Here is a 20,511-nt window from a genome sequence, read left to right on the forward strand (position 1 = left end):
TGATAACAGCGAGGCCCAGAAAATAAGCCAAGTGCCCTCGGATTAAAACCCCGAGAAGCGGGCGAAACTTAACGCAGGGCCCACAGGTCATTAACGCAATGCGTGTTCAGCCCCTGAACGCCGCCTCCGAAGACCTCGCCGTGGCCAAACACTCCGACCTGAGTAATGCCTTGTCCCTGGACAGCCTGAATTTCTTCCTGGCGGATGTGCGCGACGGCCTCGGCCCTTACCTGGCCATTTATTTGCTGGCCGTGCACAAATGGGACCCGGCCAGCATCGGCGTGGTCATGACCCTGGCAGGTATCGCCGCCCTACTCACCCAAGGCCCGGCAGGTGCACTGATCGACCGCACCCGCAGCAAACGCGCAGTGGTGGCGCTGGCCGCCATCGTGGTGACCGGCAGCTGCCTGCTGCTGCCCTTTGTCAGTTCCTTCAGCCTTGTGGCGTTGACCCAGGCCGCCAGTGCTGTCGCCGCGTCCGTATTCGCGCCCGCCATCAGCGCAATCTCGCTGGGCATCACCGGACCACGCGCGTTCACCCGCCGTACAGGGCGCAACGAAACCTTCAACCACGCCGGCAATGCCGTCGCAGCGCTGTTGGCCGGCGGCTTGGCCTACCTGTTTGGGCAAGTGGTGGTGTTTTACCTAATGGCCTTCATGGCCGTGGCGAGTATCGTCGCGATCAGTTGCGTGTCGGCAGAGGCGATCGATCACGAGGTCGCCCGTGGTTTTGACCCGGAGCATCACACGGACCACGAACAACCCTCCGGCGTGAGGGTATTACTGGCGAACCGTCCATTGCTGTTGTTTGCGATCTGCTGCGCCCTGTTCCACCTGGCGAATGCCGCGATGCTGCCGCTGGTCAGCCAGAAGCTCTCGCAGATCAACCTGCAGATGGCCACGCCGCTGACGTCGGCGTGTATTGTCGCCGCGCAATTGGTGATGGTACCGATGGCCTGGCTGGTCGGACTCAAAGCCGATATCTGGGGACGCAAACCCTTGCTGATGGCCGGCTTCATGATCCTGCCGCTGCGCGGTGTGCTTTACACGCTGTCTAGCGATCCGTACTGGTTGGTGGCCGTGCAAATGCTCGACGGCATCGGCGCCGGGATCTTCGGCGCGTTGTTCCCGGTGATCGTCAAGGACCTGACCCAAGGCACCGGACGCTTCAACGTCAGCCTGGGTGCCCTGTCCACCGTCTTCGGTCTGGGCGCGGCATTGAGCAGCAGCCTGGCCGGTTTCGTGGTGCAACAGGCCGGCTACAACGCCGCGTTCCTGACCCTGGCTGGCGTGGCGGCACTGGCGTTGGCGCTGCTGTGGCTGGCGATGCCGGAGACCTTGGCAAAACCATCCTTCGCCGGACATACAACTGTCGCCTGACATATGCGACAATGCGCGCCAAATTCCAACACACATCCAAAATCTTCTGCTCAGCGACCGGGTTTCGCGCCTTGATGTCGCTGTTGACGCATGCCTGAAGGCTCCTGCCGCCACGCTCGCAACCCATTGATAGGTAAAGTAATTGATCTCCACAGCTAACATCACCATGCAGTTCGGCGCCAAGCCGCTCTTCGAGAACGTCTCGGTCAAGTTCGGCGCCGGCAACCGTTATGGTTTGATCGGTGCCAACGGTTGCGGCAAGTCGACCTTCATGAAAATCCTCGGCGGCGACCTCGACCCGTCCGGCGGCCAGGTCATGCTGGAGCCGAACGTACGCCTGGGTAAACTGCGCCAGGACCAGTTCGCCTACGAAGAATTCACCGTGCTCGACACCGTGATCATGGGCCACGAAGAGCTGTGGAAGGTCAAGGCCGAGCGCGACCGCATCTACTCGCTGCCGGAAATGAGCGAAGAAGACGGCATGGCCGTGGCCGAGCTGGAAACCGAGTTCGCCGAGATGGACGGCTACACCGCCGAATCCCGTGCCGGTGAGCTGCTGTTGGGCCTGGGTATCCCGTTGGAGCAACACTTTGGCCCGATGAGCGAAGTGTCCCCAGGCTGGAAACTGCGTGTATTGCTGGCCCAGGCGCTGTTCTCCGATCCTGAAGTGCTGTTGCTCGACGAACCGACCAACCACTTGGACATCAACACCATCCGCTGGCTGGAAAACATCCTGACCCAGCGCTCCAGCCTGATGATCATCATCTCTCACGACCGTCACTTCCTGAACAGCGTGTGCACCCACATGGCTGACCTGGACTACGGCGAGCTGCGCCTGTTCCCGGGCAACTACGATGAGTACATGACCGTGGCGACCCAGTCCCGCGAGCAACTGCTGTCGGACAACGCCAAGAAGAAGGCGCAGATCTCCGAACTGCAATCCTTCGTCAGCCGCTTCTCGGCCAACGCCTCGAAAGCCAAGCAAGCCACTTCCCGTGCCAAGGCGATCGACAAGATCCAGTTGGCCGAAGTCAAGCCATCGAGCCGCGTAAGCCCGTTCATCCGTTTCGAGCAGAACAAAAAGCTGCACCGTCAGGCCGTCATGGTCGAAAAAATGGCCAAAGGCTTCGACGGCAAGCCGCTGTTCAAAGACTTCAGTTTCCAGGTTGAAGCTGGCGAGCGCGTAGCGATCATCGGCCCGAACGGTATCGGCAAGACCACCCTGCTGCGCACCCTGGTCAACGAACTGACCCCCGACGCCGGCAGCATCAAGTGGACCGACGCCGCAGAGCTGGGCTACTACGCCCAGGACCACGCTCACGACTTCGAAGACGACGTGACCCTGTTCGACTGGATGGGCCAGTGGACCCAAGGCGAGCAAATGATCCGTGGCACCCTGGGTCGCATGCTGTTCTCCAACGACGAGATACAGAAGTCGGTGAAGGTGATTTCCGGTGGTGAGCAAGGCCGCATGCTGTTCGGCAAGCTGATCCTGCAAAAACCGAACGTGCTGCTCATGGACGAACCGACCAACCACTTGGACATGGAATCCATCGAAGCGCTGAACCTGGCGCTGGAGAACTACCCGGGCACGCTGATCTTCGTCAGCCACGACCGTGAGTTCGTATCGTCCCTGGCCACCCGCATCATCGAGTTGAGCGCCACCGGCGTGATCGACTTCAGCGGCACCTATGATGATTACCTGCGTAGCCAAGGTGTGGTGTTTTAAGAGCAGCCATTAGTTTTTAGCTGCAAGCGGCAAAATTGAGCCCCGTCCTGTGTGACGGGGCTTTTTGCATGTTTATGGCGCGCCATAATTAATAGATAGCCTGCTTTCTTTTCCCCCAAGCCCTTGCCATGATGCCCTCACCGCCCGCCCGCGAACGAGTGCCCATGTCTGCCGCCGCCCCCAGCTCCCTGTCGATCACCCTGCAGATCGTCTCTATCGTCTTCTACACCTTTATCGCGTTCATCTGCATCGGCCTGCCGATTGCGGTGATTCCTGGCTATGTGCATGAGCAACTGGGCTTCAGCGCCGTGGTCGCCGGAGTCACGATCGGTTCGCAATACCTGGCGACTCTGCTCAGCCGCCCCATGGCCGGGCGCATGTCGGACAACGTCGGCACCAAGCGCGCCATTGTGTTGGGGTTGGCGGGGATTCTGGTCAGCGGTGTGCTGACGTTCTTTGCAACGTTGCTACAGAGCATGCCCACCTTGAGCCTGGGCATTTTGATTGTCGGCCGACTGTTGTTGGGCGTGGCCCAAGGGCTGATCGGCGTGGGCACCATCAGTTGGTGCATGGGCGCCGTCGGCGCCGAACACACGGCGCGCTCGATTTCCTGGAACGGCATCGCGTCCTACGGCGCCATCGCCATTGGTGCGCCGCTGGGCGTGGTGATGGTGGCCGAATACGGCTACAACAGCCTCGGCATTGCACTGGCCGTATTGTCCGCGCTGGGCCTGGTGCTGATCCGCAATAAACCCTCGGTGCCAGTGGTGCGTGGCGAACGTTTGCCGTTCTGGGCAGTGTTCGGGCGTATCGCACCCTTTGGCGCCAGCCTGTGCCTGGCCTCCATCGGCTACGGCACCCTCACCACCTTTATTACGCTGTACTACCTCAATCGTGGCTGGGCCGGTGCGGCGTACTGCCTGACGGTGTTTGGCGTGTGTTTTATCTTGTCGCGGCTGGTGTTTATCTCTGCGATCAGTCGGTTTGGCGGCTTTCGTGCCGCCATTGCCTGCATGACCATCGAGACCCTGGGCCTGACGTTGCTCTGGCTGGCGCCGTCGACGGGCGTGGCATTGATTGGCGCAGGGCTGACCGGCTTTGGCTTGTCGCTGGTGTACCCGGCACTCGGCGTGGAAGCCATCAAGCAGGTGCCCAACAGCAGCCGTGGCGCGGGCCTGAGTGCTTATGCGGTGTTCTTTGACTTGGCCCTGGCGATTGCCGGGCCGTTGATGGGCGCCGTGGCACTGAACCTCGGCTATGGCTGGATCTTCTTCTGCGCCGCGCTGTTGTCGGTAACTGCCTTGGGCGTGACCGTTCTGCTCAAGCGTCGCGCTTACTGATCAGCCGTCTGCATCCCGGCGCGGGTGGCTTGGCCGAGGGTGTGGCTGAAAAAACGCCCCGCCTCGGAAATCAGGTCACGGTGAATCCCTTCGCGGTCGACGCCGTCGGCATCGGTGCAGATCGCCGGCATGGCCGCCAACTGATCACTGTCACACGGCGCCATGAACACAAAGTGCCCTGCCCCGGCCAACAGCTTGAAGTCCGGCGGTTCCGGCAACTTGCGCGCCAGCGCCGCAGCGTTCTTGTCCACGGCCACCAGCTTGTCACCGTCACCGCTGTAGAGCAGAACTGGCACATGCACGTCGGCCAGGGTGTGACGGCCAAACATCAAGCTCAACGGCGCCATCAACATCAACGCATGAATACGCGGGTCGGATTGCGGCTGCAGGTCGTCGCGGTCCACTACCAATTCGCCCTTGGTGGTGCAGGCGTCGCGGTCTTCCGGACGCTCCTGGCAGTAGCGACGCAGGCGGTCGAAGTCCGGCTTGGCACCGGCCAGGATCAACGCGGTTTCACCGCCCGCTGAATAACCGATCACACCGACTTGATCGACATTGACGAAGGGCGACAGCATCGGGTCGCCTAAGGTGGCCGTGATCGCTTCGGAAATCTGGATCGGCCGGCCATACAGGTTACTCACCGTGCCCAGGCGGCTGTGGTCCTTGTAGTTGTCGCCAGGATGCAACACCGCCACCACCACGAAGCCTTTACGCGCCAGCGAAGTGGCCAGGTCATGCAAGGCCAGCGGCGTGCCGGTGTTGCCGTGGGACAGCATCAGCATCGGGAAGCGGCCGATGGCAATCTTGGAATCTTCCGTGGCGGCAACGCGATAGGCGCCCAGCGGCGTGCTGTGCTCAAGCCCAGTGGAGGGATAAAAAGCGATGGCCTTCATCGGCTGCAAATCCAGCGGATCCAGGAAGGTCATGCGATGGAAGCCCACGCTCCAATGCGGGTGCGGCGCAGGCGCGGCGTGCACTGAAACCAGGCCACCGAGCAGGGAAAGAACCATAACAGCACAAAGACGCATCATGAGGATGTCCACCTTTGCTGCATAAAAACCGGCATGTCGGGTTGAAAAGTCCATGGTTCAAGGCGCTCGACCGGGTGATAAACCCATGCGTGCATAACCTGGGCCAAAGTAATGACAGCGGGTAAACGAAAAAACTCCGTAGTCCGGTCGTTTTGAGGCGATCAGAATACAGAGTTTAGACGTCCCGCTTCAGAATGAAACGAGGAAAGGCACGGTTTTACCTAAGCTTTACGCAGCCGCGAACAATTGTTCGTTGATGAGTACGTTGGCGTCGCTCAAGGACTTGCTGCGGAATTCATCACCGTACGCCAGGCCATGGGCGCGCACGAACTCGATGTCGGTGATGCCGAGGAAGCCCAGCAGCACTTTCAGATAATCTTCATGGGCCACACCGGTCGCCTGGCCGACATGCAGGCCGCCCGAGGTCGACACAACGATGACTTTCTTGTTGCCGCACAGGCCTTCCGGACCGGCTTCGGTGTAGCGGAACGTCTGACCGGCGACGGCAATGCGGTCGATCCAGGCTTTCAGTTGAGTCGGGATGGTGAAGTTGTACATCGGCGCAGCGATCACCACCGCGTCAGCGGCGAGGAATTCTGCCAGGGTCTTGGCGCTGAGTTCTGCTTCGTGCTGTTGCGCAGCATTGCGCTGATCAGCCGGAGTGCCCAGGGCGCCCAGGGTCGCGCCGGAGAAGTGGTTGAAGCCTTCGGCAGCCACGTCACGGTAGGTCACTTCCACGCCTGGCTCAGCCGCTTGCCAAGCCTTGACCACACCAGCGCTGAGCTGACGGGACGCCGAGTTGTCGCCGAGGATGCTGGAATCGATATGCAACAGTTTCATGCGGGATCTCCAAGTGAGGATCGCGACGGGGCGATCAAGTGGGGTTGATCCTACAGATGATTCGAATAAACGATTAGACGGCTGAAATGCGACTGTTTGTCCTGCTGGCAGGACAATGCTCAGTGCGACGACACATAGATCGACGCTGACGTCGGTGCGGGCAACGCATAGGTGCGCTTCATCCACTGGATTTCTGCCTGGGGCGTGCGCCCGAAGAAACGTTTGAACTCGCGGCTGAATTGCGAGGCGCTTTCGTAACCGACTTGAGCACTGGCCGTGGCGGCGGTGATATCGCTACGCAGCATCAACAGGCGTGCCTGATGCAAACGCGTTGACTTGAGGTACTGCATCGGCGAGGTGTCGGTGACAGTGCGAAAATGCGCGTGAAAGCTTGGCACACTCATCATCGCTTCCCGCGCCAGCGCTTCCACGTCCAGATGCTGGTGATAACAGCCATGGATCTTGCGAATCGCCCTCGCCACCTTGCCGAACTGCCCCTGGCGATTCAGGGCTGCGCGCATCGAGCCACCTTGCTCGCCCGTCAGGATTCGATAGTAGATCTCGCGCATCAGCGCCGGCCCCAGAATCTGCGCATCCATCGGCACGCTCATCACTTGCAGGAAGCGCAGCAACGATTCACTGAGCCGGTCATCCATGGGTGACGAATACATGCCCCGTGGGTTGGCCTCGATCAATTGCGGGAAGTCATCCAAGGCCACCATCAGCTCCGCCGCAAGGGTGAAATCCAGGCGCAAATACACCGCCAGCATCGGCTCGGCTTCACTGGCGTCGGTCTCCATGGTGAAAGGCACCGGCACCGACACCACCAGGTAGTGCTGGGCGTCATACAAATACACCTCATCCCCCAGGTAACCACGCTTTTGCCCCTGGCAGACGATCACGATGCCGGGGTCGTACAGCACCGGGACCCGATGCAATGGGCGATTGGAGCGCAGGAAACGCACGTCATCCAGTGCGCTCAGGTTATAGCCTTCCACAGGCGCCAAGGTGCCCATCAGCTCGATGATTCTGCCTGTTCGATCCATGTTTGCGGGCCTTAGCGTAAAACGCCACGTTAACGCGCAATCCACGACGAGGCTACGGACTTATAGGAATAGGCAATCAGCACATTGGAATGGATATTCGCTCAAATCCCGCATTTGCGTAGCCTGAAACAGCACTTTCAGCCCTCGGAGACTCCCCCATGCTTATCGTCTACAACCCTGCCACCGGTGAAGAAATCGGCCGTGTCGCCCAGCACACCGCAAACGAGGTCAAGGCTGCCGTCGACCGCACCTGCGCCGCCTTCCCTGACTGGTCTTCCAAGCTTGCCAAGGAACGCAGCGACATCCTGCGCCGCTGGCACGACGCGGTAAAAGCCGACAAGGAAGCCTTCGCCGAACTGCTCTGCCGCGAAAACGGCAAATGCCTGAGCGAAGCCCGCGGTGAAATCGACTACGGCCTGGGCTTTATCGAGTGGTACGCCGAAGAGGCCAAGCGCGTGTACGGCGACACCATTCCCACTCACGACCGCAATGCCAACGTGATGGTCACCAAGGAAGCCATCGGCCCGGTCGCCGCCATCACCCCGTGGAACTTCCCGTTCATGATGATCACCCGCAAGGTCGCCACAGCGCTGTCGGCTGGCTGCACCATGGTGATCAAGCCCGCAGAAGACACCCCGCTCACAGCCCTCAAGTTGCTGGAATACGCGCGCAAGGCCGGGATCGAGGCAGGCGTCCTGGAAGTGGTGGTGGGCGACCCGAAAGAAATTGGCCAGATCCTGACCGGCGACCCACGCATCCGCAAAATCTCGTTCACCGGCTCCACCGGCGTCGGTAAATTGCTTGCCGCACAGTGCGCAGCGAGCATCAAGAAAATGACCCTGGAACTGGGCGGCAACGCGCCGTTTATCGTGTTCCAGGACGCCAACCTCGACGAAGCGGTGAAAGGACTGGTCAGTGCAAAACTGCGCAACTCGGGCCAGGTGTGCATCTCGCCGAACCGCATCTTCGTGCAACACAGCATCCTCGAGGACTTCATCAAGCGTTTGAAGCACGCCGTGGCCGAGATCGAAGTGGACCAGGGCTTGCGTGAAGGCTTTGTGGTCGGCCCCATGGTCAATCAACTGGGCTTCGACAAGGTGGCGCGACTGGTGGAAAACGCCAAGGCCGCCGGGGCCAAGGTATTGATGGGCGGCCAGCCCCACGCAAAAGGTGGCCTGTTCTACGAGCCGACGGTATTGACCGGCTTGCAGGACGATTCTCCCCTGGCGACCGAGGAAATCTTCGGGCCGGTGTTCGCTCTCTATTCGTTCAAGGATGAAGCCGAAGTCATCGCCCGCGCCAACCAGACCGAATTCGGCTTGGTGGCCTACGCCTACACCAGCGCTCTGGGACGGTCGTTGCGCCTGTCGCGCCAGTTGGAGGCCGGCATGGTGATCCTCAACTCCGGATCAGTGGGCACTGCTTCCGTGCCGTTTGGCGGCATCAAGCAGTCCGGTTATGGCCGTGAAGGCAGCTATTACGGGATCGAGGAGTATGTGCACGTGAAGTACGTGTTGATGGCTGGCGCACATTTGTAGTGGATTTGCCCTCGTCAGACGCGGATAGTTCGTCCCACTGACAGGACAATAGGTTGCCCATGCAAGACCTCAACGACCTCTACTATTTCGCTAAAGTCGTGGAAGCCGGTGGCTTCGCTGCCGCCGGCCGGCTGCTGGGGATTCCCAAGTCGCGGCTGTCGCGGCGTATCGCCGAGCTGGAAGAACGCCTCGGCGCACGCCTGCTGCAACGCACTACGCGCCAACTCACCCTCACTGCCGTCGGCGAGCGCTACCTGCGGCATTGTCAGGCGATGCTGCTGGAGGCGGAAATGGCCGATGAGGCGGTGGCCAGCATGTCCAGCGAGCCCCGTGGACGGCTGCGCGTCAGTTGCCCGGTGGGCATGGCCCAGCACATCCTGCCGGAACTGGTGGCTGGATTTCTGGCGGCTCATCCCCAGGTGCAATTGGAGATGACCCTGGTCAACCGCCGTGTCGACCTGGTCGCCGAGGGTATCGATGTCGCTCTGCGCGTACGCGAGCTGGGCGATGAGGATCCGCTGTTGGTGACCAAGCGCCTGCGTCAGGCCCAGACCGTGCTGGTGGCCAGCCCCGCGCTGATGCACGGCCGTCAGGTCGCGACCCTTGAGGATCTCAAGCAGCTACCGATCCTCGGTGCACTGGAGGCGGATCGCCTGGTGCATCAACGCATCCTCGACCCCCAGGGCAACACTCACGACCTGGCGATGGAAGCCCGGCTGGGGATCGACGATTTCATCGTGCGCAAGGCCAGCGCCATCATGGGGCTGGGCTTTACCGTGCTGCCGATGATGTATTGCGAAGAGGAATTGGCCAGCGGCCGGTTGGTGCAACTGCTGCCGGAGTGGTCCTTGCCTGGCGGCTGGTTGCAAGCGGTGTACCCGCATCGTCGCGGCGTGTTGCCGGCCATTCGTGCCTGGATCGACTACCTGGAAGAAGGTTTCAAAGGTTGCGGAGACCGCCTGCTATGAGGATGACCGAAGAACAAGTCGCCGCCTTCTGCCTGAGCCTGCCGGGCGCGCGGGAGGATTACAAATGGGGCGGCGTACGTGTGTTTTCGATTGCCGGCAACAAGATGTTCGCGCTGCAGAACCTAAGGGGTGAGTCGTTGGCGTTCAAGGTCGACAAGGAATTGTTCCTCGGCCATGTGGACCGCCCAGGCATTCACCCGGCGCCGTATCTGGCGCGGGCGCAGTGGATCATCATGAATACGCCCTACCCGCTGGGTGCTGAGGAGTTGCGTGGGTTGGTGCGGCGTTCGCACCAGCTTGTCGTCAGCAAGTTGCCCAAGCGCACGCAGATTGGGTTGTTGCTGGACGATTGACGCAAAGCACCTAGGTATCTAAGTGACTATCGGTTGCTCTGCTTTTGATCTTGATCTTGATCTTGATCTGAGGCGCCCCGTAAACCGCGCTGGCCGAACGCAGGCTTGAATCCGTGGGTAACCCGGCAGGACGCCGGGTTAGCCGCGCTGGGCCAAGGATGGCCCATCGCGGCGGCCCACGGATTCAAGCCTTCGTTCGGGCACACCGAGCCTAGGCGAGGTGCCGAGTGGTGGGGCGAAGCGTTTTTGGTTACTTTTGGCTGGGCCGCATTCGGACTCTTCCAAAAGTGACCCGCCGTAAGGGCGGACCCCATATCAGCCGTTATCGCAGAAATGGATATGTACTCCGGTCTCAGAGCTCTAGCCCCTGACACATAGCCTTCGCGGGCAAGCCCGCTCCCACATTTTGATCGGCTTACACCTGATACAGCTCGGTCGACCAGCAGGCCGCCACGGGAGCAAGCTCCCTCGCCACAGGTCTAGAGCACTGAGAGCAAGGTGCCACCGAGGAACAGCTGATCCAGCCAGAACACCTCATGCAACAACACAATCACCCAAAACAACACCTGGTAAGACACCTTGCGCGTCTTGTGCCGGAACACCTGCTGGGCAATCAACGCCCCCGGCCAGCCGCCCGCCAGTTCCACGGCGTGCAAGATGTTTTCCGGAGTGCGCCAGCTGTTAGTGCGCGCCTTGCGTTTGTCGCTCCAGTACAGGAAGAACGCGATCACGCTGACCACGCCATAGGCCGCCAGCGGAATCACAGTCTCGCCGCGCTGCCATACCAGCACCGAACCCAGCAGCGGCGCTGCGCATAACAGCACGAAGATCGCCGCTTTCAGACGGGGATGCTGGATCATCATGCCTTGGCGGCCGCCCAGTCGATCCAGCCGAACTGCCAGGTCGCCAGGATCAGCAAGCCGAACGCAATGCGATACCAGGCAAACACGGCATAGCTGTGGCTGGCGATGAACCTGAGCAGGCCCTTCACCGCGATCATCGCGAAGATGAACGAGGTCACAAAGCCGATGGCAAACACCGGCAAGTCCGCCGGCTGGAACAGGTCACGGTACTTGTAGCCCGAATAGACAGCCGCACCGACCATGGTCGGCATCGCCAGGAAGAACGAGAACTCGGTGGCAGTCTTTCGCGACAGCCCGAACAGCAAGCCACCAATGATGGTCGAGCCGGAACGCGAGGTCCCTGGGATCATCGCCAGGCACTGGGCCAGGCCGACCTTGAGCGCGTCTTTCCAGGTGATGTCATCCACGGTTTCAGCGTGCACTTCATGCTCGCGGCGCTCGGCCCATAACATGATCACGCCGCCGATCACCAGCGCCGTGGCCACGGTGATCGGGTTGAACAAGTAGTGGTGAATCAGGTCGGCAAAAATCACCCCCAGCACAACCGCCGGCAGGAAGGCGATCAGCAGGTTGACGGTAAATCGCTGGGCCTTGCGCTGGGTCGGCAGGCCGCTGACCACTTCGAAAATCTTGCCGCGAAACTCCCACACCACCGCCAGGATCGCGCCCAGCTGGATAATGATGTTGAACGCGTTGAAGCGGTCGCCGGTAAAGTCGAGCAAGTCGGCGACGATGATCTGGTGGCCGGTGCTGGAAATCGGCAGGAACTCGGTCAGCCCCTCCACAACGCCAAGAATCAATGCCTGTATGGCGGTCCAAAAATCCATGCTTCCCCCAAAGGTCTTGCTCTATGGCAAGCCTCGTTAATCTTTTTAATGGTTCACTGACGACAAGACGCGGTGTTGAGTTTCAACCCCGACCTGCAAAAATCTTGTGAAAAATCAGACAGTACTCAGGTTTTCCGAATACAGGCCGAAAGCCTATCAGACAAGGCGGAAAAGTCGATGCGGCACCCACAATTATAAAAAGCACGGAGTGACAGGACGATGAACAGTTTGCGCAATATGTCGATCAGCCGGCGCCTGTGGCTGATCCTGATAGTCGCCGTGCTGATGCTGCTGGCCTTGGGTTTGCTGATGCTCAAGCAGATTCATGACGACCTGTACCAGGCCAAGCGCCAGCAAACCCAACACGTGGTGCAGACCGCCAGCGGGATCCTGACGTTTTATCACGGCCTCGAAACCACCGGCGTGATGACTCGCGAAGCCGCCCAGAAGCAAGCCTTGAGCGCGGTGCGTGGCTTGCGCTACGACCATGACGACTACTTCTGGATCAATGACCTCACGCCCGTGATGATCATGCACCCGGCCAACCCCAAGCTCGACGGCCAGAACCTTTCGGCCATCCGCGACCCCGACGGTTTTGCCGTGTTCAACGAATTCGTGATCCTGGCCAAGGCCAAGGGCGCCGGCATCGTCAACTATCGCTGGCCGAAACCGGGCGCCGAAGCACCGGTGGCCAAGACGTCGTATATCCAACTGTTCCAACCCTGGGGCTGGATCATCGGTTCCGGCGTGTACGTGGACGATGTGCAGGCTGAGTTCAGCGGCCAGGTCTGGAAAGCCTCGTTCATCGGCCTGGGTATCGCCGTGGTGATGGCGCTGCTGGTCTCGCTGATCGCCCGCAGCATTGTGCGACCGTTGCAGGACGCAGTGAACGCCATGGGCAACATCGCCAGCGGCGAAAGCGACCTGACCCGTAGCCTCGACACCCACGGCCAGGACGAAGTCACCCAGCTGTCCCGGCACTTCAACAGCTTCACCGCCAAGCTGCGCCAAGTAGTGGGCCAATTGCAGGTGTGCGCCAATGCCCTGGGCCAGTCCTCACAGGAACTGGGCAGCAACGCGACCCAGGCCCATGACCGCAGCCAGCAACAATCCCAGCAGATGGAATTGGTGGCCACCGCCATCAACGAAGTCACCTACGGCGTGCAGGACGTGGCCAAGAACGCCGAACACGCCGCCAGCGAAATGCGCGACGCCCAAGCCCAGGCCCAACAAGGCCAGGTGAATATCGACGGCAGCCTGCAGCAGATTGACCAGCTCTCCGGCACCATCAGCCAGGCAGTGGAAGTGATCCGCACCCTGTCTGCGGAAAGTACCCAGATCGGCAGCGTACTTGAAGTGATCCGTTCGATTGCCGACCAGACCAACCTGTTGGCGCTTAACGCGGCGATTGAAGCAGCCCGCGCCGGCGAACAAGGGCGTGGCTTCGCCGTGGTGGCCGATGAAGTGCGGCTGCTGGCCCAGCGCACGCAAAAATCCACCGCCGAAATCCAGAGCATGATCGAACGCCTGCAAGGCCACTCGGAAGCGGCGGTCAAGGTGATCAGCGACAGCCACAGCGCCTCGCAACTGACTATTGAACAAGCCGGCCAAGCCGGTGCCAGCCTGACTGCCATCGGCCAGGCGCTGCGCAACCTCAATGGCCTCAACGCCTCGATTGCCAGCGCCACCCTGCAACAGGCCCACGTGGTGGAAGACATCAACCAGAATGTCACCCAGGCCGCCGGCTTGTCCCACAGCACCGCACTGGCGGCGGAACAGTCGAGTGTGGCGAGTGCGCACTTGCGCGGCCTGAGCGAACAGCTCGACGGCCTGCTGCGCCAATTCAAGGTCTGAGCGAAACGGCGGTGATTTGTTTACAATCACCGCCCTCTTCCACTCTCCCAAGGAACCTCCATGTCCGGGCTTGAACTGTTCGCCGCCGCCCTCGGGGTGATTGCCGTGTGGCTGACCGTCAAGCAAAACCCCTGGTGTTGGCCCATCGGCCTGGTGATGGTGTTGCTCTACACCTGGGTGTTTTTCGACGTGAAACTCTATTCCGACATGCTGCTGCAGGTGGTCTACGCCGCACTGCAAGTCTACGGTTGGTGGCAGTGGACCCGCGCCGGCGCGATCAAGCAAGGGCGTCAGGTCACCAGCCTCGGCGTGCCGGCGATCATGGCCAGCCTGGCGGTGGGCGCCGTCGGCAGTCTGTTGCTCGGTGCCGCCATGGCGCACTGGACGGATGCTGCCCAGCCTTGGCTCGATGCCGCCCTCACCGGCTTCAGCCTGGTAGCGCAGATGTGGATGGCGCAGAAACGCGTGCAGTGCTGGCCGTTGTGGATTGCCGTCGATGTGATCTTTGTCGGGCTGTTCCTCTACAAAGGCCTCTACCTCACCGCCGCGCTCTACGCGCTGTTCACCGTGATTGCCGTGCAAGGCTGGCGTGAATGGCGCGCCGACCCGGCGTTGCACGCATGAAGGTGGTGGTACTGGCCGGCCCGGAGTCCAGCGGTAAAAGCTGGCTGGCGGCGCAGTTGCAAGCGCATTTCGGCGGGTTGATGGTGGGTGAATACGTGCGTTATTTCATCGATCACCATCAACGCGACACCACCCTGGCCGACATCCCGGCCATCGCCCGTGGCCAACTGGCCTGGGAAGACGCCGCCCGCGCCCAACAGCCTGATCTGTTGATCCTCGATACCCACCTGCTGACCAACAAGCTCTGGAGCCAGACCCTGTTCGGCGACTACCCGGCCTGGCTCGACAGCGAGTTGCTGGCCCGCCATTACGACCTGCACCTGTTGTTGTCGCCGGAGGATGTGGAATGGACCGCCGACGGCCAACGCTGCCAGCCGCAACTGGCGGATCGCCGGGCGTTTTTCCAGGGCAGCCTGGAGTGGATCGAGCACCATCAGCAGCCCGCCCTGGTGATTCGTGGCGACTGGATACAGCGCCGCGCCACCGCATTTTCGGCGGTCGAACAGCTACTCGCCGGCACGCTCCAGGTTGGCGTTCACCCTTAGCAGCAACGCCAGCAAGGTCGCTTCCTCCTCTTCACTGAACCCTTCCAGCGCCTGCGCCGTCCCCTGCTGCATGACCGCGCGGGCGGCGGGCATGCGTTTGCGCGCCGCGTCGGTCAGGGTAATGAGGCGGCTGCGTCTATCCGCCGGGTCGGCCACACGCTCGATCATGCCGTCACGCTCCATGCGTCCCAGCAACTGCGCCATGCTCGACTGCTCGACACGGACGATGCGCACCAGCTCGGCTTGGGGCAAGCCTTCGCTGTGCTTGAGCGCCACCAGTACCGGAATCTGCGCGACAGCGAAGCCGAGTTCTTTTAGACGACCTTCGTAGAGACGGACGAAACCCCGGCCGGCCAGGCCGATCTGTTGCATGGGGTTGGGGGCAGGCGTTTGAACGATCATCAGGGCGTTGACTTTCCATAGGATCCTATGAACAGAATGTATAGGATCCTATAAACATCGCCAAGGACAATCTCCATGACGCCCCCATTACGCATCGCCATTATCGGCGCCGGCCCCGGCGGATTGACCTTGGCGCGAATCCTTTTTCGCCATGGCATCGCCGCCAGCGTGTTTGAGCGCGAACGCGATCCGCTCGAACGCCCGCAAGGTGGCACGCTGGACCTGCATGTCGAATCTGGCCAGCTCGCCCTGCAGCGTGCAGGCCTGGAAGACGCGTTCAAGCGCATCGCCCGATACGAAGACCAGGGCTCACGCCTGATGGATCATCACGGTGAGTTGCTGTTTGAAGACCCCAATCCGGACGCGGGTGACCGTCCCGAAGTCGACCGCACGGCCCTGCGCCAGGCGCTGCTGGATTCGCTGCCGCTTGGCTGTGTGAACTGGGGCGCAGGTATCCACGAAGTCCGGCCGGTCGGTGATGGGCGCTGGACGTTGCATCAAGGCCCTGTCACCTACGGCCCCTTCGATCTGGTGGTCGGTGCCGACGGGGCCTGGTCGAAAGTACGCCCGCTGCTGTCGACCTATCAGCCGCAATACAGCGGGTTGACCTTCATCGAGTTTGGCATCGACGATGTCGACCACCAGCACCCGCACCTGGCCAAGCTGGTTGGTCGAGGCAAGCTGGAAGTCGCCGGGGAAGCCAAATCGATCATGGTGCAACGCAACGCGAATGCGCATTTGCGTGGCTATGCAATCTTTCGCGTACCGCCCGACTGGGCAGCCGATCACCTCAGCCTGCACGCGCTAAAAGTCCAATTCAAAGGCTGGCATCCGCAGGTGCTGGCGCTGTTTGATGCGGCAAACGAGACGGTACTGGCGAGGCCTATCTACGCCCTGCCCGTGGGCCATCGCTGGTCCCATCGCCAGGGGCTGACGTTGATCGGTGATGCCGCCCACCTGATGTCGCCGTTTGGCGGCGAAGGGGTGAACGCGGCGATGCTGGATGCTGCCGAGTTGGCGCAGCACTTGCTCGAGGCCCCTGACTGCTCGACAGCAGTCCAGGGGTTTGAAAACCACCTGTTCGAACGGGTGATACCGGCAGCCCAGGGCAGCGCCGAGGGCGCCGCCATCCAGTTATCCCATGACAGCCTGGCGCTGTCCCTGGCCCACCTGCATCACCACCTCACGCCTCAGTAACCCAAGGACAGGCCCGTGTTGCGCCGCGGGTCATTCGCGCCATAGAAGCGGTTGTTGCCCACCGGCTTGCCACCCAGCGACGGCGCCCCGACCAGGATCGCCGCCAAGTGGTTGGCATCCTGCGGCCCGGCAAACTTGTGGCCCCAGCTTTCAAGGATCTTCTGGGTATCCGGGCTCACCGCGAAGGTCTCCAGGTTGGTGGTTTCCGGCATCCATTGCTGGTGGAAACGCGGCGCGTCCACCGCTTCCTGGATGTTCATCTTGTAGTCGATGACATTCAGGATCGTCAGCAAGGTCGCGGTAATGATGCGGCTGCCACCCGGCGTACCCACCACCATCACGGCCTTGCCATCCTTGGTCACGATGGTCGGGCTCATCGACGACAGCGGCGCCTTGCCCGGCGCGATGGCGTTGGCTTCACCCTGGACCAGGCCGTACATGTTCGGCACGCCGACCTTGACGGTGAAGTCGTCCATTTCATCGTTGAGGATCACCCCGGTCTTGCTCGCCATCACGCCCGCACCGAACCAGTCGTTGAGGGTGTAGGTGACCGAGACCGCATTGCCCCAATAATTTAGTACACGATGTAACAGTGTTACTAGAGGGAGAGCCCCTAACCACGAGGCTTTGAGATACGTAACAGTTCCTAGCGATTTTTACCGTTTTTTCAGCTCATGGACGTTCGGGCTGGTGAGTCTCGACCGCAACTCTGCATTCTGAAGCATCAACGTAGCGTTTACGGAGGCGATCTCAGCGACCTCGGCCTTGAGTTGGATAATCTCCGCTCTGAGCTGAGACGCCTTTCTGCGCTGCTCTACAAGCACCTGCTGAGTAGCGTCTCTTTGGTGGCGAACGTCTTTGTTGGCTAACAGTCGAATTTGCTCGGCCAAATCCGCATAGTTATTGTGAATAGTCGCGTTACTTACTCCTGCCTCATCCGCAACCGCCTTGATGGATATTTTTCTGTCTTTTGAAATTACTCTGGGACGCCCCTTCGTGATCGCAAGAATGGCTAGCCGTATCGCCTTCCTTGTAGCTTCCCCTTTGGTCGCTACCGATTTTACGTCATCGTTCAAAACCCACCTCCGACTTCAGCGCCCAAGTCAGACAATACCTTCGTGCAACGAGCCATATCCCTTCTTACGCGTTCGATACCAGAGGCGCCAATATCGGTCAGCTTGATCAACTCAAGCTGCTGAGAGTAGATGGCTTGCCACACGGGAACTTTCGTGTCGTCTATTATAGAGTTGACACAGTCTCCGCAGCGCGTGGCTTCAACACCTGAACCGCCAACGCAACTTACTAAGTCATTGGTACACCAAGCAACTGACGTTGCCCGGATAAACACCGAATCAGAAACGGTTTTAACCATTGCGGAATGGCTTTTATATGTCTGGATCTTTGCAGCACGGAATTTTCTCACGCTTTCCGCTAGTCCTCCGCTAAGCGGTGTGGACTCATCTAGGATATGCTCAAGAACGTCATATTTGGCTTCACTGAAAGCTGCCATAACCTCATCAAGCAGCTCAGAGTCTCGCTCATCGTGCGAGGCATACAGCGCAGTCATATCTAAACTCCAGTGCTTAAAGTGTTGCTTCAGATATCGGATGTCACCATTGGCACTGCGAACAACGTATACGGCAAAAGTACGCCTGAATTGGTGAGGGGAAATCTTCCACTTCAAGCCGATGCCTTTACAATACTGACTAACCAAGCTTCCAAGCCACCCACTCGAGATAGTCTGTATTTTTCCGGTAACGAAATTTCGCCCGATAAATATAGCCTCCCTGTAGGCGGTCATTTGCCAAGTCGCAGTACATTCTGGGTCTGCATGCAAACGCCTATGTATGTCGCTTTCAAGCTCATTACGTAGCGGCTCAGTTATTCGGGTTGCAATGTTTATTGCCTTCCTAGTGATATCGGTAATGATCCATTCGGTGTCCCCCTCATAAGTCTTTTCTGATCGCCCTCTCATCCAGATTATAGTGTTACCGTCATCATCAATATTAGTGAACGAACACCCTTTTTTTATCGAAAGGAGCTCATGATTTCTAACGCCACTGGTTGTAAGTATGATAATAGCGGAAGCAATAAATGTTTTTCTCAGCTCGGCGTTTAACCTTCGACGACCACCGTCATACCCCAAGCTCTGCAAGTATTGCGTGGTGTAGAGAGTCCAACTCGCCTTTGATATCCTGCGTTGAATTTCAAGACACCCATCGCGCAGTTCTAATAGATGTTCGGCACGTTCAATATCTTTCGCCGCGCTCTGGAATAGAGGTGCCAAAACCTCATCAGGGATGATCGGAGTTTTCCCCTTTAGATACCAAGCTGTGCCATTCTTTCCTGCAAGTGTTGATGCAGAAGAATCAGGCCAGGGATGCGGCATTGGATCAATGGTACCCTGACTAATATGATGTAAGGTCTGCACAGCGATAAATCTGGACCGAAGAGCATCCACAGACAATTTATCTGCTTTTCGACCTTTAACAGTTTTAGAATCAAAAACATAGTTGGAAAATAATATTGGCTTGATGCTTTGCAGATCCACCGAATGTTTCGAAATATAAGTGAGGAACGAAATCGTGCCTACAAAAAAATGGATTATTGTATTTCCTCTTGGAGCACCTTGATCATAAAGTCCAAAAAGAGCATATTTCAAAACACATACTTTCATCACATGACGAAACTGCTCAGGGTACCGTCCAAATTCAAGTCTTTTATGCGAACTGGTAACATTAGTGGGGAAATAGGAGTCAGGGATGATCCAAGTATCATCTGTAAAGCGGCTAAGTACAGACCAGTTTCCGCTAGCAGTTTGTGCATATGAGAAGATAACTTGCGCAAAATTATTCTGATCAATTGCTTGCCTTGTCATATTCTGATTTAGAATGCGCGGATCAGCCACAGCTACCATTACAGTTCCTCAACATCTAAAAGCATCATGTTATTTTTGGTCGAGCGCCACATTGGGTGGGGTTCGCTCATGGCTTGACTCTTAGCTTGATCAACAACATTTTTATCAAACTTTGTCGCGATATCCCTATCAATAACCCGTATTATGTAAGCGTACTCTTGCCCCCACCGCTTCCCCCCCATCTCGTTTCTCATTGAAATAACGTAAAAGTAAAAGCTGAAAATTTTGTACAAATCGTCTCCTGTCACCACGAAGCTTTCGCACTTAAAGCATCCAAAAACCTCCACGCAAACACTGCCATTCTTAGGGGCTCTGTGGCCTCTGACGTTGTCCTTGCAGCTGGCGACAGATGTGCGATCTACGGTTGCTGAGAGCAACTCTTTATTGCGAATCTCCCCCATGAACGCATGGTTTTGCTCCGCATCAGGCGGTGGGGCCAGATAGTGGTCATCACTCACTTGTATCGTATGCCCGGCCAGCGCTGCAGCCACAACAGGGTCATAGCCAGATAACTCGAAAACTCTGTTTACAAACGTTTTCCTAAGTTTCGCCACACTCAAAACCAAAGGAGTTCCATCATCTCCCTTCAGATCATATTTTCTGACTAACAGTTTAGCAGCACGAATAACCTGTCCGGAGGCTATTCGAGTTGGCTGAGCAGCCATGTCTGTGCTCTGTAGAAAAATGAATAGCGAATCAGGAAACAAGCTGTTTAACCGCAGAGTCCGATTTCTGCTCTCTACAATCTTAAATATCGCATCCACGCGCGGAGCCATTTCGAAAACACTCTCAATATCAGTGCTTCCACGAAGTGTGGTGATATGAGTATTTCTCCCGCGTCTTTTGTAAGTAACAAGAAGGCGTTTGTGCGGATGAAAAAGATGCGGCTGCAGAGCATCAACACGCAACTCCAGTAATGGCTGCGTGTTAATCCCTGTACAGGTCGATATCCAAAAAATGCAATACGCAAGTTCGCTGGCTGACAGTGGCCCTGCTTCAGCCTTTATCCTGGGCGGCGGCAAAATCTGAGTGCAACACCTGACCTTTCCGGTACGGTG

18 protein-coding genes and 2 pseudogenes are annotated in these 20,511 nt (G+C 58.8%); 10 read left to right on the forward strand and 10 right to left on the reverse strand.

Annotation, left to right across the window (positions count from 1 at the left end; translation table 11 throughout):
- The first annotated feature begins 140 nt into the window (after positions 1–140).
- The 3 genes from H096_RS20220 to H096_RS20230 all read left to right on the forward strand — a co-directional run bounded on the left by H096_RS20220 (position 141) and on the right by H096_RS20230 (position 4,448).
- Positions 141–1,379, forward strand: coding sequence for an MFS transporter (locus tag H096_RS20220; RefSeq protein ID WP_033901195.1), 1,239 nt, complete (start codon positions 141–143; stop codon positions 1,377–1,379).
- Between the two features lie 142 nt (positions 1,380–1,521).
- Positions 1,522–3,108 carry an ABC-F family ATPase gene (locus tag H096_RS20225; protein ID WP_026000030.1) on the forward strand — a complete coding sequence of 529 codons (1,587 nt, stop codon included), beginning with the start codon at positions 1,522–1,524 and terminating at the stop codon, positions 3,106–3,108.
- A gap of 164 nt (positions 3,109–3,272) precedes the next feature.
- Positions 3,273–4,448 (forward strand): MFS transporter, encoded by a 1,176-nt coding sequence (locus H096_RS20230; RefSeq protein WP_033901175.1) that lies wholly within the window; start codon positions 3,273–3,275, stop codon positions 4,446–4,448.
- Here H096_RS20230 and H096_RS20235 read toward each other — a convergent pair.
- From H096_RS20235 to H096_RS20245, 3 genes are all read right to left on the reverse strand, one after another.
- Positions 4,442–5,479, reverse strand: a complete 1,038-nt coding sequence (locus H096_RS20235) for a dienelactone hydrolase (protein WP_033901196.1) — start codon at positions 5,477–5,479, stop codon at positions 4,442–4,444. The genes H096_RS20230 and H096_RS20235 overlap by 7 nt on opposite strands.
- A 228-nt stretch (positions 5,480–5,707) precedes the next feature.
- A complete protein-coding gene (locus tag H096_RS20240) occupies positions 5,708–6,319 on the reverse strand; it encodes an FMN-dependent NADH-azoreductase (protein ID WP_033901176.1) in 612 nt (203 codons plus the stop codon).
- Between the two features lie 119 nt (positions 6,320–6,438).
- A complete protein-coding gene (locus tag H096_RS20245; RefSeq protein ID WP_033901177.1) occupies positions 6,439–7,365 on the reverse strand; it encodes an AraC family transcriptional regulator in 927 nt (308 codons plus the stop codon).
- A gap of 158 nt (positions 7,366–7,523) precedes the next feature.
- On the opposite strand from H096_RS20245, the gene H096_RS20250 reads away from it, so the two are divergent.
- The 3 genes from H096_RS20250 to H096_RS20260 are packed head-to-tail and all read left to right on the forward strand — an operon-like array spanning position 7,524 to position 10,224.
- Positions 7,524–8,903 carry an NAD-dependent succinate-semialdehyde dehydrogenase gene (locus H096_RS20250; RefSeq protein ID WP_033901178.1) on the forward strand — a complete coding sequence of 460 codons (1,380 nt, stop codon included), beginning with the start codon at positions 7,524–7,526 and terminating at the stop codon, positions 8,901–8,903.
- A 59-nt stretch (positions 8,904–8,962) separates the two neighbouring features.
- Positions 8,963–9,871: a LysR substrate-binding domain-containing protein gene (locus tag H096_RS20255; protein ID WP_033901179.1), complete on the forward strand. Its 909-nt coding sequence runs from the start codon at positions 8,963–8,965 to the stop codon at positions 9,869–9,871.
- Positions 9,868–10,224 (forward strand): MmcQ/YjbR family DNA-binding protein, encoded by a 357-nt coding sequence (locus H096_RS20260; RefSeq protein WP_033901180.1) that lies wholly within the window; start codon positions 9,868–9,870, stop codon positions 10,222–10,224. Before H096_RS20255 ends, H096_RS20260 begins: the two co-directional genes overlap by 4 nt.
- A gap of 479 nt (positions 10,225–10,703) precedes the next feature.
- On the opposite strand, the gene H096_RS20265 is transcribed toward H096_RS20260, so the two are convergent.
- Both H096_RS20265 and H096_RS20270 read right to left on the reverse strand, forming a co-directional pair.
- A complete protein-coding gene (locus H096_RS20265) occupies positions 10,704–11,087 on the reverse strand; it encodes a DUF1294 domain-containing protein (protein WP_033901181.1) in 384 nt (127 codons plus the stop codon).
- A complete protein-coding gene (locus H096_RS20270) occupies positions 11,084–11,914 on the reverse strand; it encodes an undecaprenyl-diphosphate phosphatase (protein ID WP_033901182.1) in 831 nt (276 codons plus the stop codon). Before H096_RS20270 ends, H096_RS20265 begins: the two co-directional genes overlap by 4 nt.
- Positions 11,915–12,133: 219 nt before the next feature.
- On the opposite strand from H096_RS20270, the gene H096_RS20275 reads away from it, so the two are divergent.
- Genes H096_RS20275 through H096_RS20285 form a run of 3 tightly spaced genes read left to right on the forward strand, consistent with a single transcriptional unit; the run spans position 12,134 to position 14,937 of the window.
- A complete protein-coding gene (locus H096_RS20275) occupies positions 12,134–13,768 on the forward strand; it encodes a methyl-accepting chemotaxis protein (protein ID WP_033901183.1) in 1,635 nt (544 codons plus the stop codon).
- 60 nt (positions 13,769–13,828) lie between these two features.
- Complete coding sequence (pnuC, locus tag H096_RS20280) at positions 13,829–14,392, forward strand: nicotinamide riboside transporter PnuC (protein ID WP_033901184.1); 564 nt, start codon at positions 13,829–13,831, stop codon at positions 14,390–14,392.
- A complete protein-coding gene (locus H096_RS20285) occupies positions 14,389–14,937 on the forward strand; it encodes an AAA family ATPase (protein ID WP_033901185.1) in 549 nt (182 codons plus the stop codon). Before pnuC ends, H096_RS20285 begins: the two co-directional genes overlap by 4 nt.
- Here the strand turns inward: H096_RS20285 and H096_RS20290 are convergent.
- Entirely contained in the window at positions 14,899–15,339 is a 441-nt protein-coding gene (locus H096_RS20290; RefSeq protein ID WP_051422114.1) for a MarR family transcriptional regulator, read from the reverse strand. The two genes, H096_RS20285 and H096_RS20290, sit on opposite strands and share 39 nt — an antisense overlap.
- Positions 15,340–15,414: 75 nt before the next feature.
- Here H096_RS20290 and H096_RS20295 point away from each other — a divergent pair, with 75 nt between their 5' ends.
- Entirely contained in the window at positions 15,415–16,536 is a 1,122-nt protein-coding gene (locus tag H096_RS20295) for an NAD(P)/FAD-dependent oxidoreductase (protein WP_033901186.1), read from the forward strand.
- On the opposite strand, the pseudogene H096_RS20300 reads toward H096_RS20295, so the two are convergent.
- The 4 genes and pseudogenes from H096_RS20300 to H096_RS34375 all read right to left on the reverse strand — a co-directional run.
- Positions 16,530–17,117 (reverse strand): annotated as a pseudogene (locus H096_RS20300) (gamma-glutamyltransferase); the annotation flags it as partial. The gene H096_RS20295 and the pseudogene H096_RS20300 overlap by 7 nt on opposite strands.
- A gap of 75 nt (positions 17,118–17,192) precedes the next feature.
- Entirely contained in the window at positions 17,193–17,612 is a 420-nt protein-coding gene (locus tag H096_RS20305) for a hypothetical protein (RefSeq protein WP_033901188.1), read from the reverse strand.
- Positions 17,609–19,453, reverse strand: a complete 1,845-nt coding sequence (locus H096_RS20310; RefSeq protein ID WP_082461684.1) for a tyrosine-type recombinase/integrase — start codon at positions 19,451–19,453, stop codon at positions 17,609–17,611. Before H096_RS20310 ends, H096_RS20305 begins: the two co-directional genes overlap by 4 nt.
- Positions 19,453–20,511 (reverse strand): annotated as a pseudogene (locus H096_RS34375) (hypothetical protein); the annotation flags it as partial. The gene H096_RS20310 and the pseudogene H096_RS34375, both read right to left, overlap by 1 nt.

Source organism: Pseudomonas sp. FH1 (genome assembly GCF_000510895.2).
Classification (GTDB): domain Bacteria; phylum Pseudomonadota; class Gammaproteobacteria; order Pseudomonadales; family Pseudomonadaceae; genus Aquipseudomonas; species Aquipseudomonas azotoformans_A.

Excerpts from the sequence above, each read along its gene's own strand:
- H096_RS20255 (WP_033901179.1), top strand. The coding sequence starts at position 8,963 with ATGCAAGACCTCAACGACCTCTACTATTTCGCTAAAGTCGTGGAAGCC.
- H096_RS20265 (WP_033901181.1), bottom strand. The coding sequence starts at position 11,087 with ATGATGATCCAGCATCCCCGTCTGAAAGCGGCGATCTTCGTGCTGTTA.
- H096_RS20245 (WP_033901177.1), bottom strand. The coding sequence starts at position 7,365 with ATGGATCGAACAGGCAGAATCATCGAGCTGATGGGCACCTTGGCGCCT.
- H096_RS20230 (WP_033901175.1), top strand. The coding sequence starts at position 3,273 with ATGTCTGCCGCCGCCCCCAGCTCCCTGTCGATCACCCTGCAGATCGTC.
- H096_RS20250 (WP_033901178.1), top strand. The coding sequence starts at position 7,524 with ATGCTTATCGTCTACAACCCTGCCACCGGTGAAGAAATCGGCCGTGTC.
- H096_RS20310 (WP_082461684.1), bottom strand. The coding sequence starts at position 19,453 with ATGGTAGCTGTGGCTGATCCGCGCATTCTAAATCAGAATATGACAAGG.
- H096_RS20285 (WP_033901185.1), top strand. The coding sequence starts at position 14,389 with ATGAAGGTGGTGGTACTGGCCGGCCCGGAGTCCAGCGGTAAAAGCTGG.
- H096_RS20290 (WP_051422114.1), bottom strand. The coding sequence starts at position 15,339 with ATGATCGTTCAAACGCCTGCCCCCAACCCCATGCAACAGATCGGCCTG.
- H096_RS20295 (WP_033901186.1), top strand. The coding sequence starts at position 15,415 with ATGACGCCCCCATTACGCATCGCCATTATCGGCGCCGGCCCCGGCGGA.
- H096_RS20260 (WP_033901180.1), top strand. The coding sequence starts at position 9,868 with ATGAGGATGACCGAAGAACAAGTCGCCGCCTTCTGCCTGAGCCTGCCG.
- H096_RS20235 (WP_033901196.1), bottom strand. The coding sequence starts at position 5,479 with ATGATGCGTCTTTGTGCTGTTATGGTTCTTTCCCTGCTCGGTGGCCTG.
- H096_RS20240 (WP_033901176.1), bottom strand. The coding sequence starts at position 6,319 with ATGAAACTGTTGCATATCGATTCCAGCATCCTCGGCGACAACTCGGCG.
- H096_RS20270 (WP_033901182.1), bottom strand. The coding sequence starts at position 11,914 with ATGGATTTTTGGACCGCCATACAGGCATTGATTCTTGGCGTTGTGGAG.
- pnuC (WP_033901184.1), top strand. The coding sequence starts at position 13,829 with ATGTCCGGGCTTGAACTGTTCGCCGCCGCCCTCGGGGTGATTGCCGTG.
- H096_RS20275 (WP_033901183.1), top strand. The coding sequence starts at position 12,134 with ATGAACAGTTTGCGCAATATGTCGATCAGCCGGCGCCTGTGGCTGATC.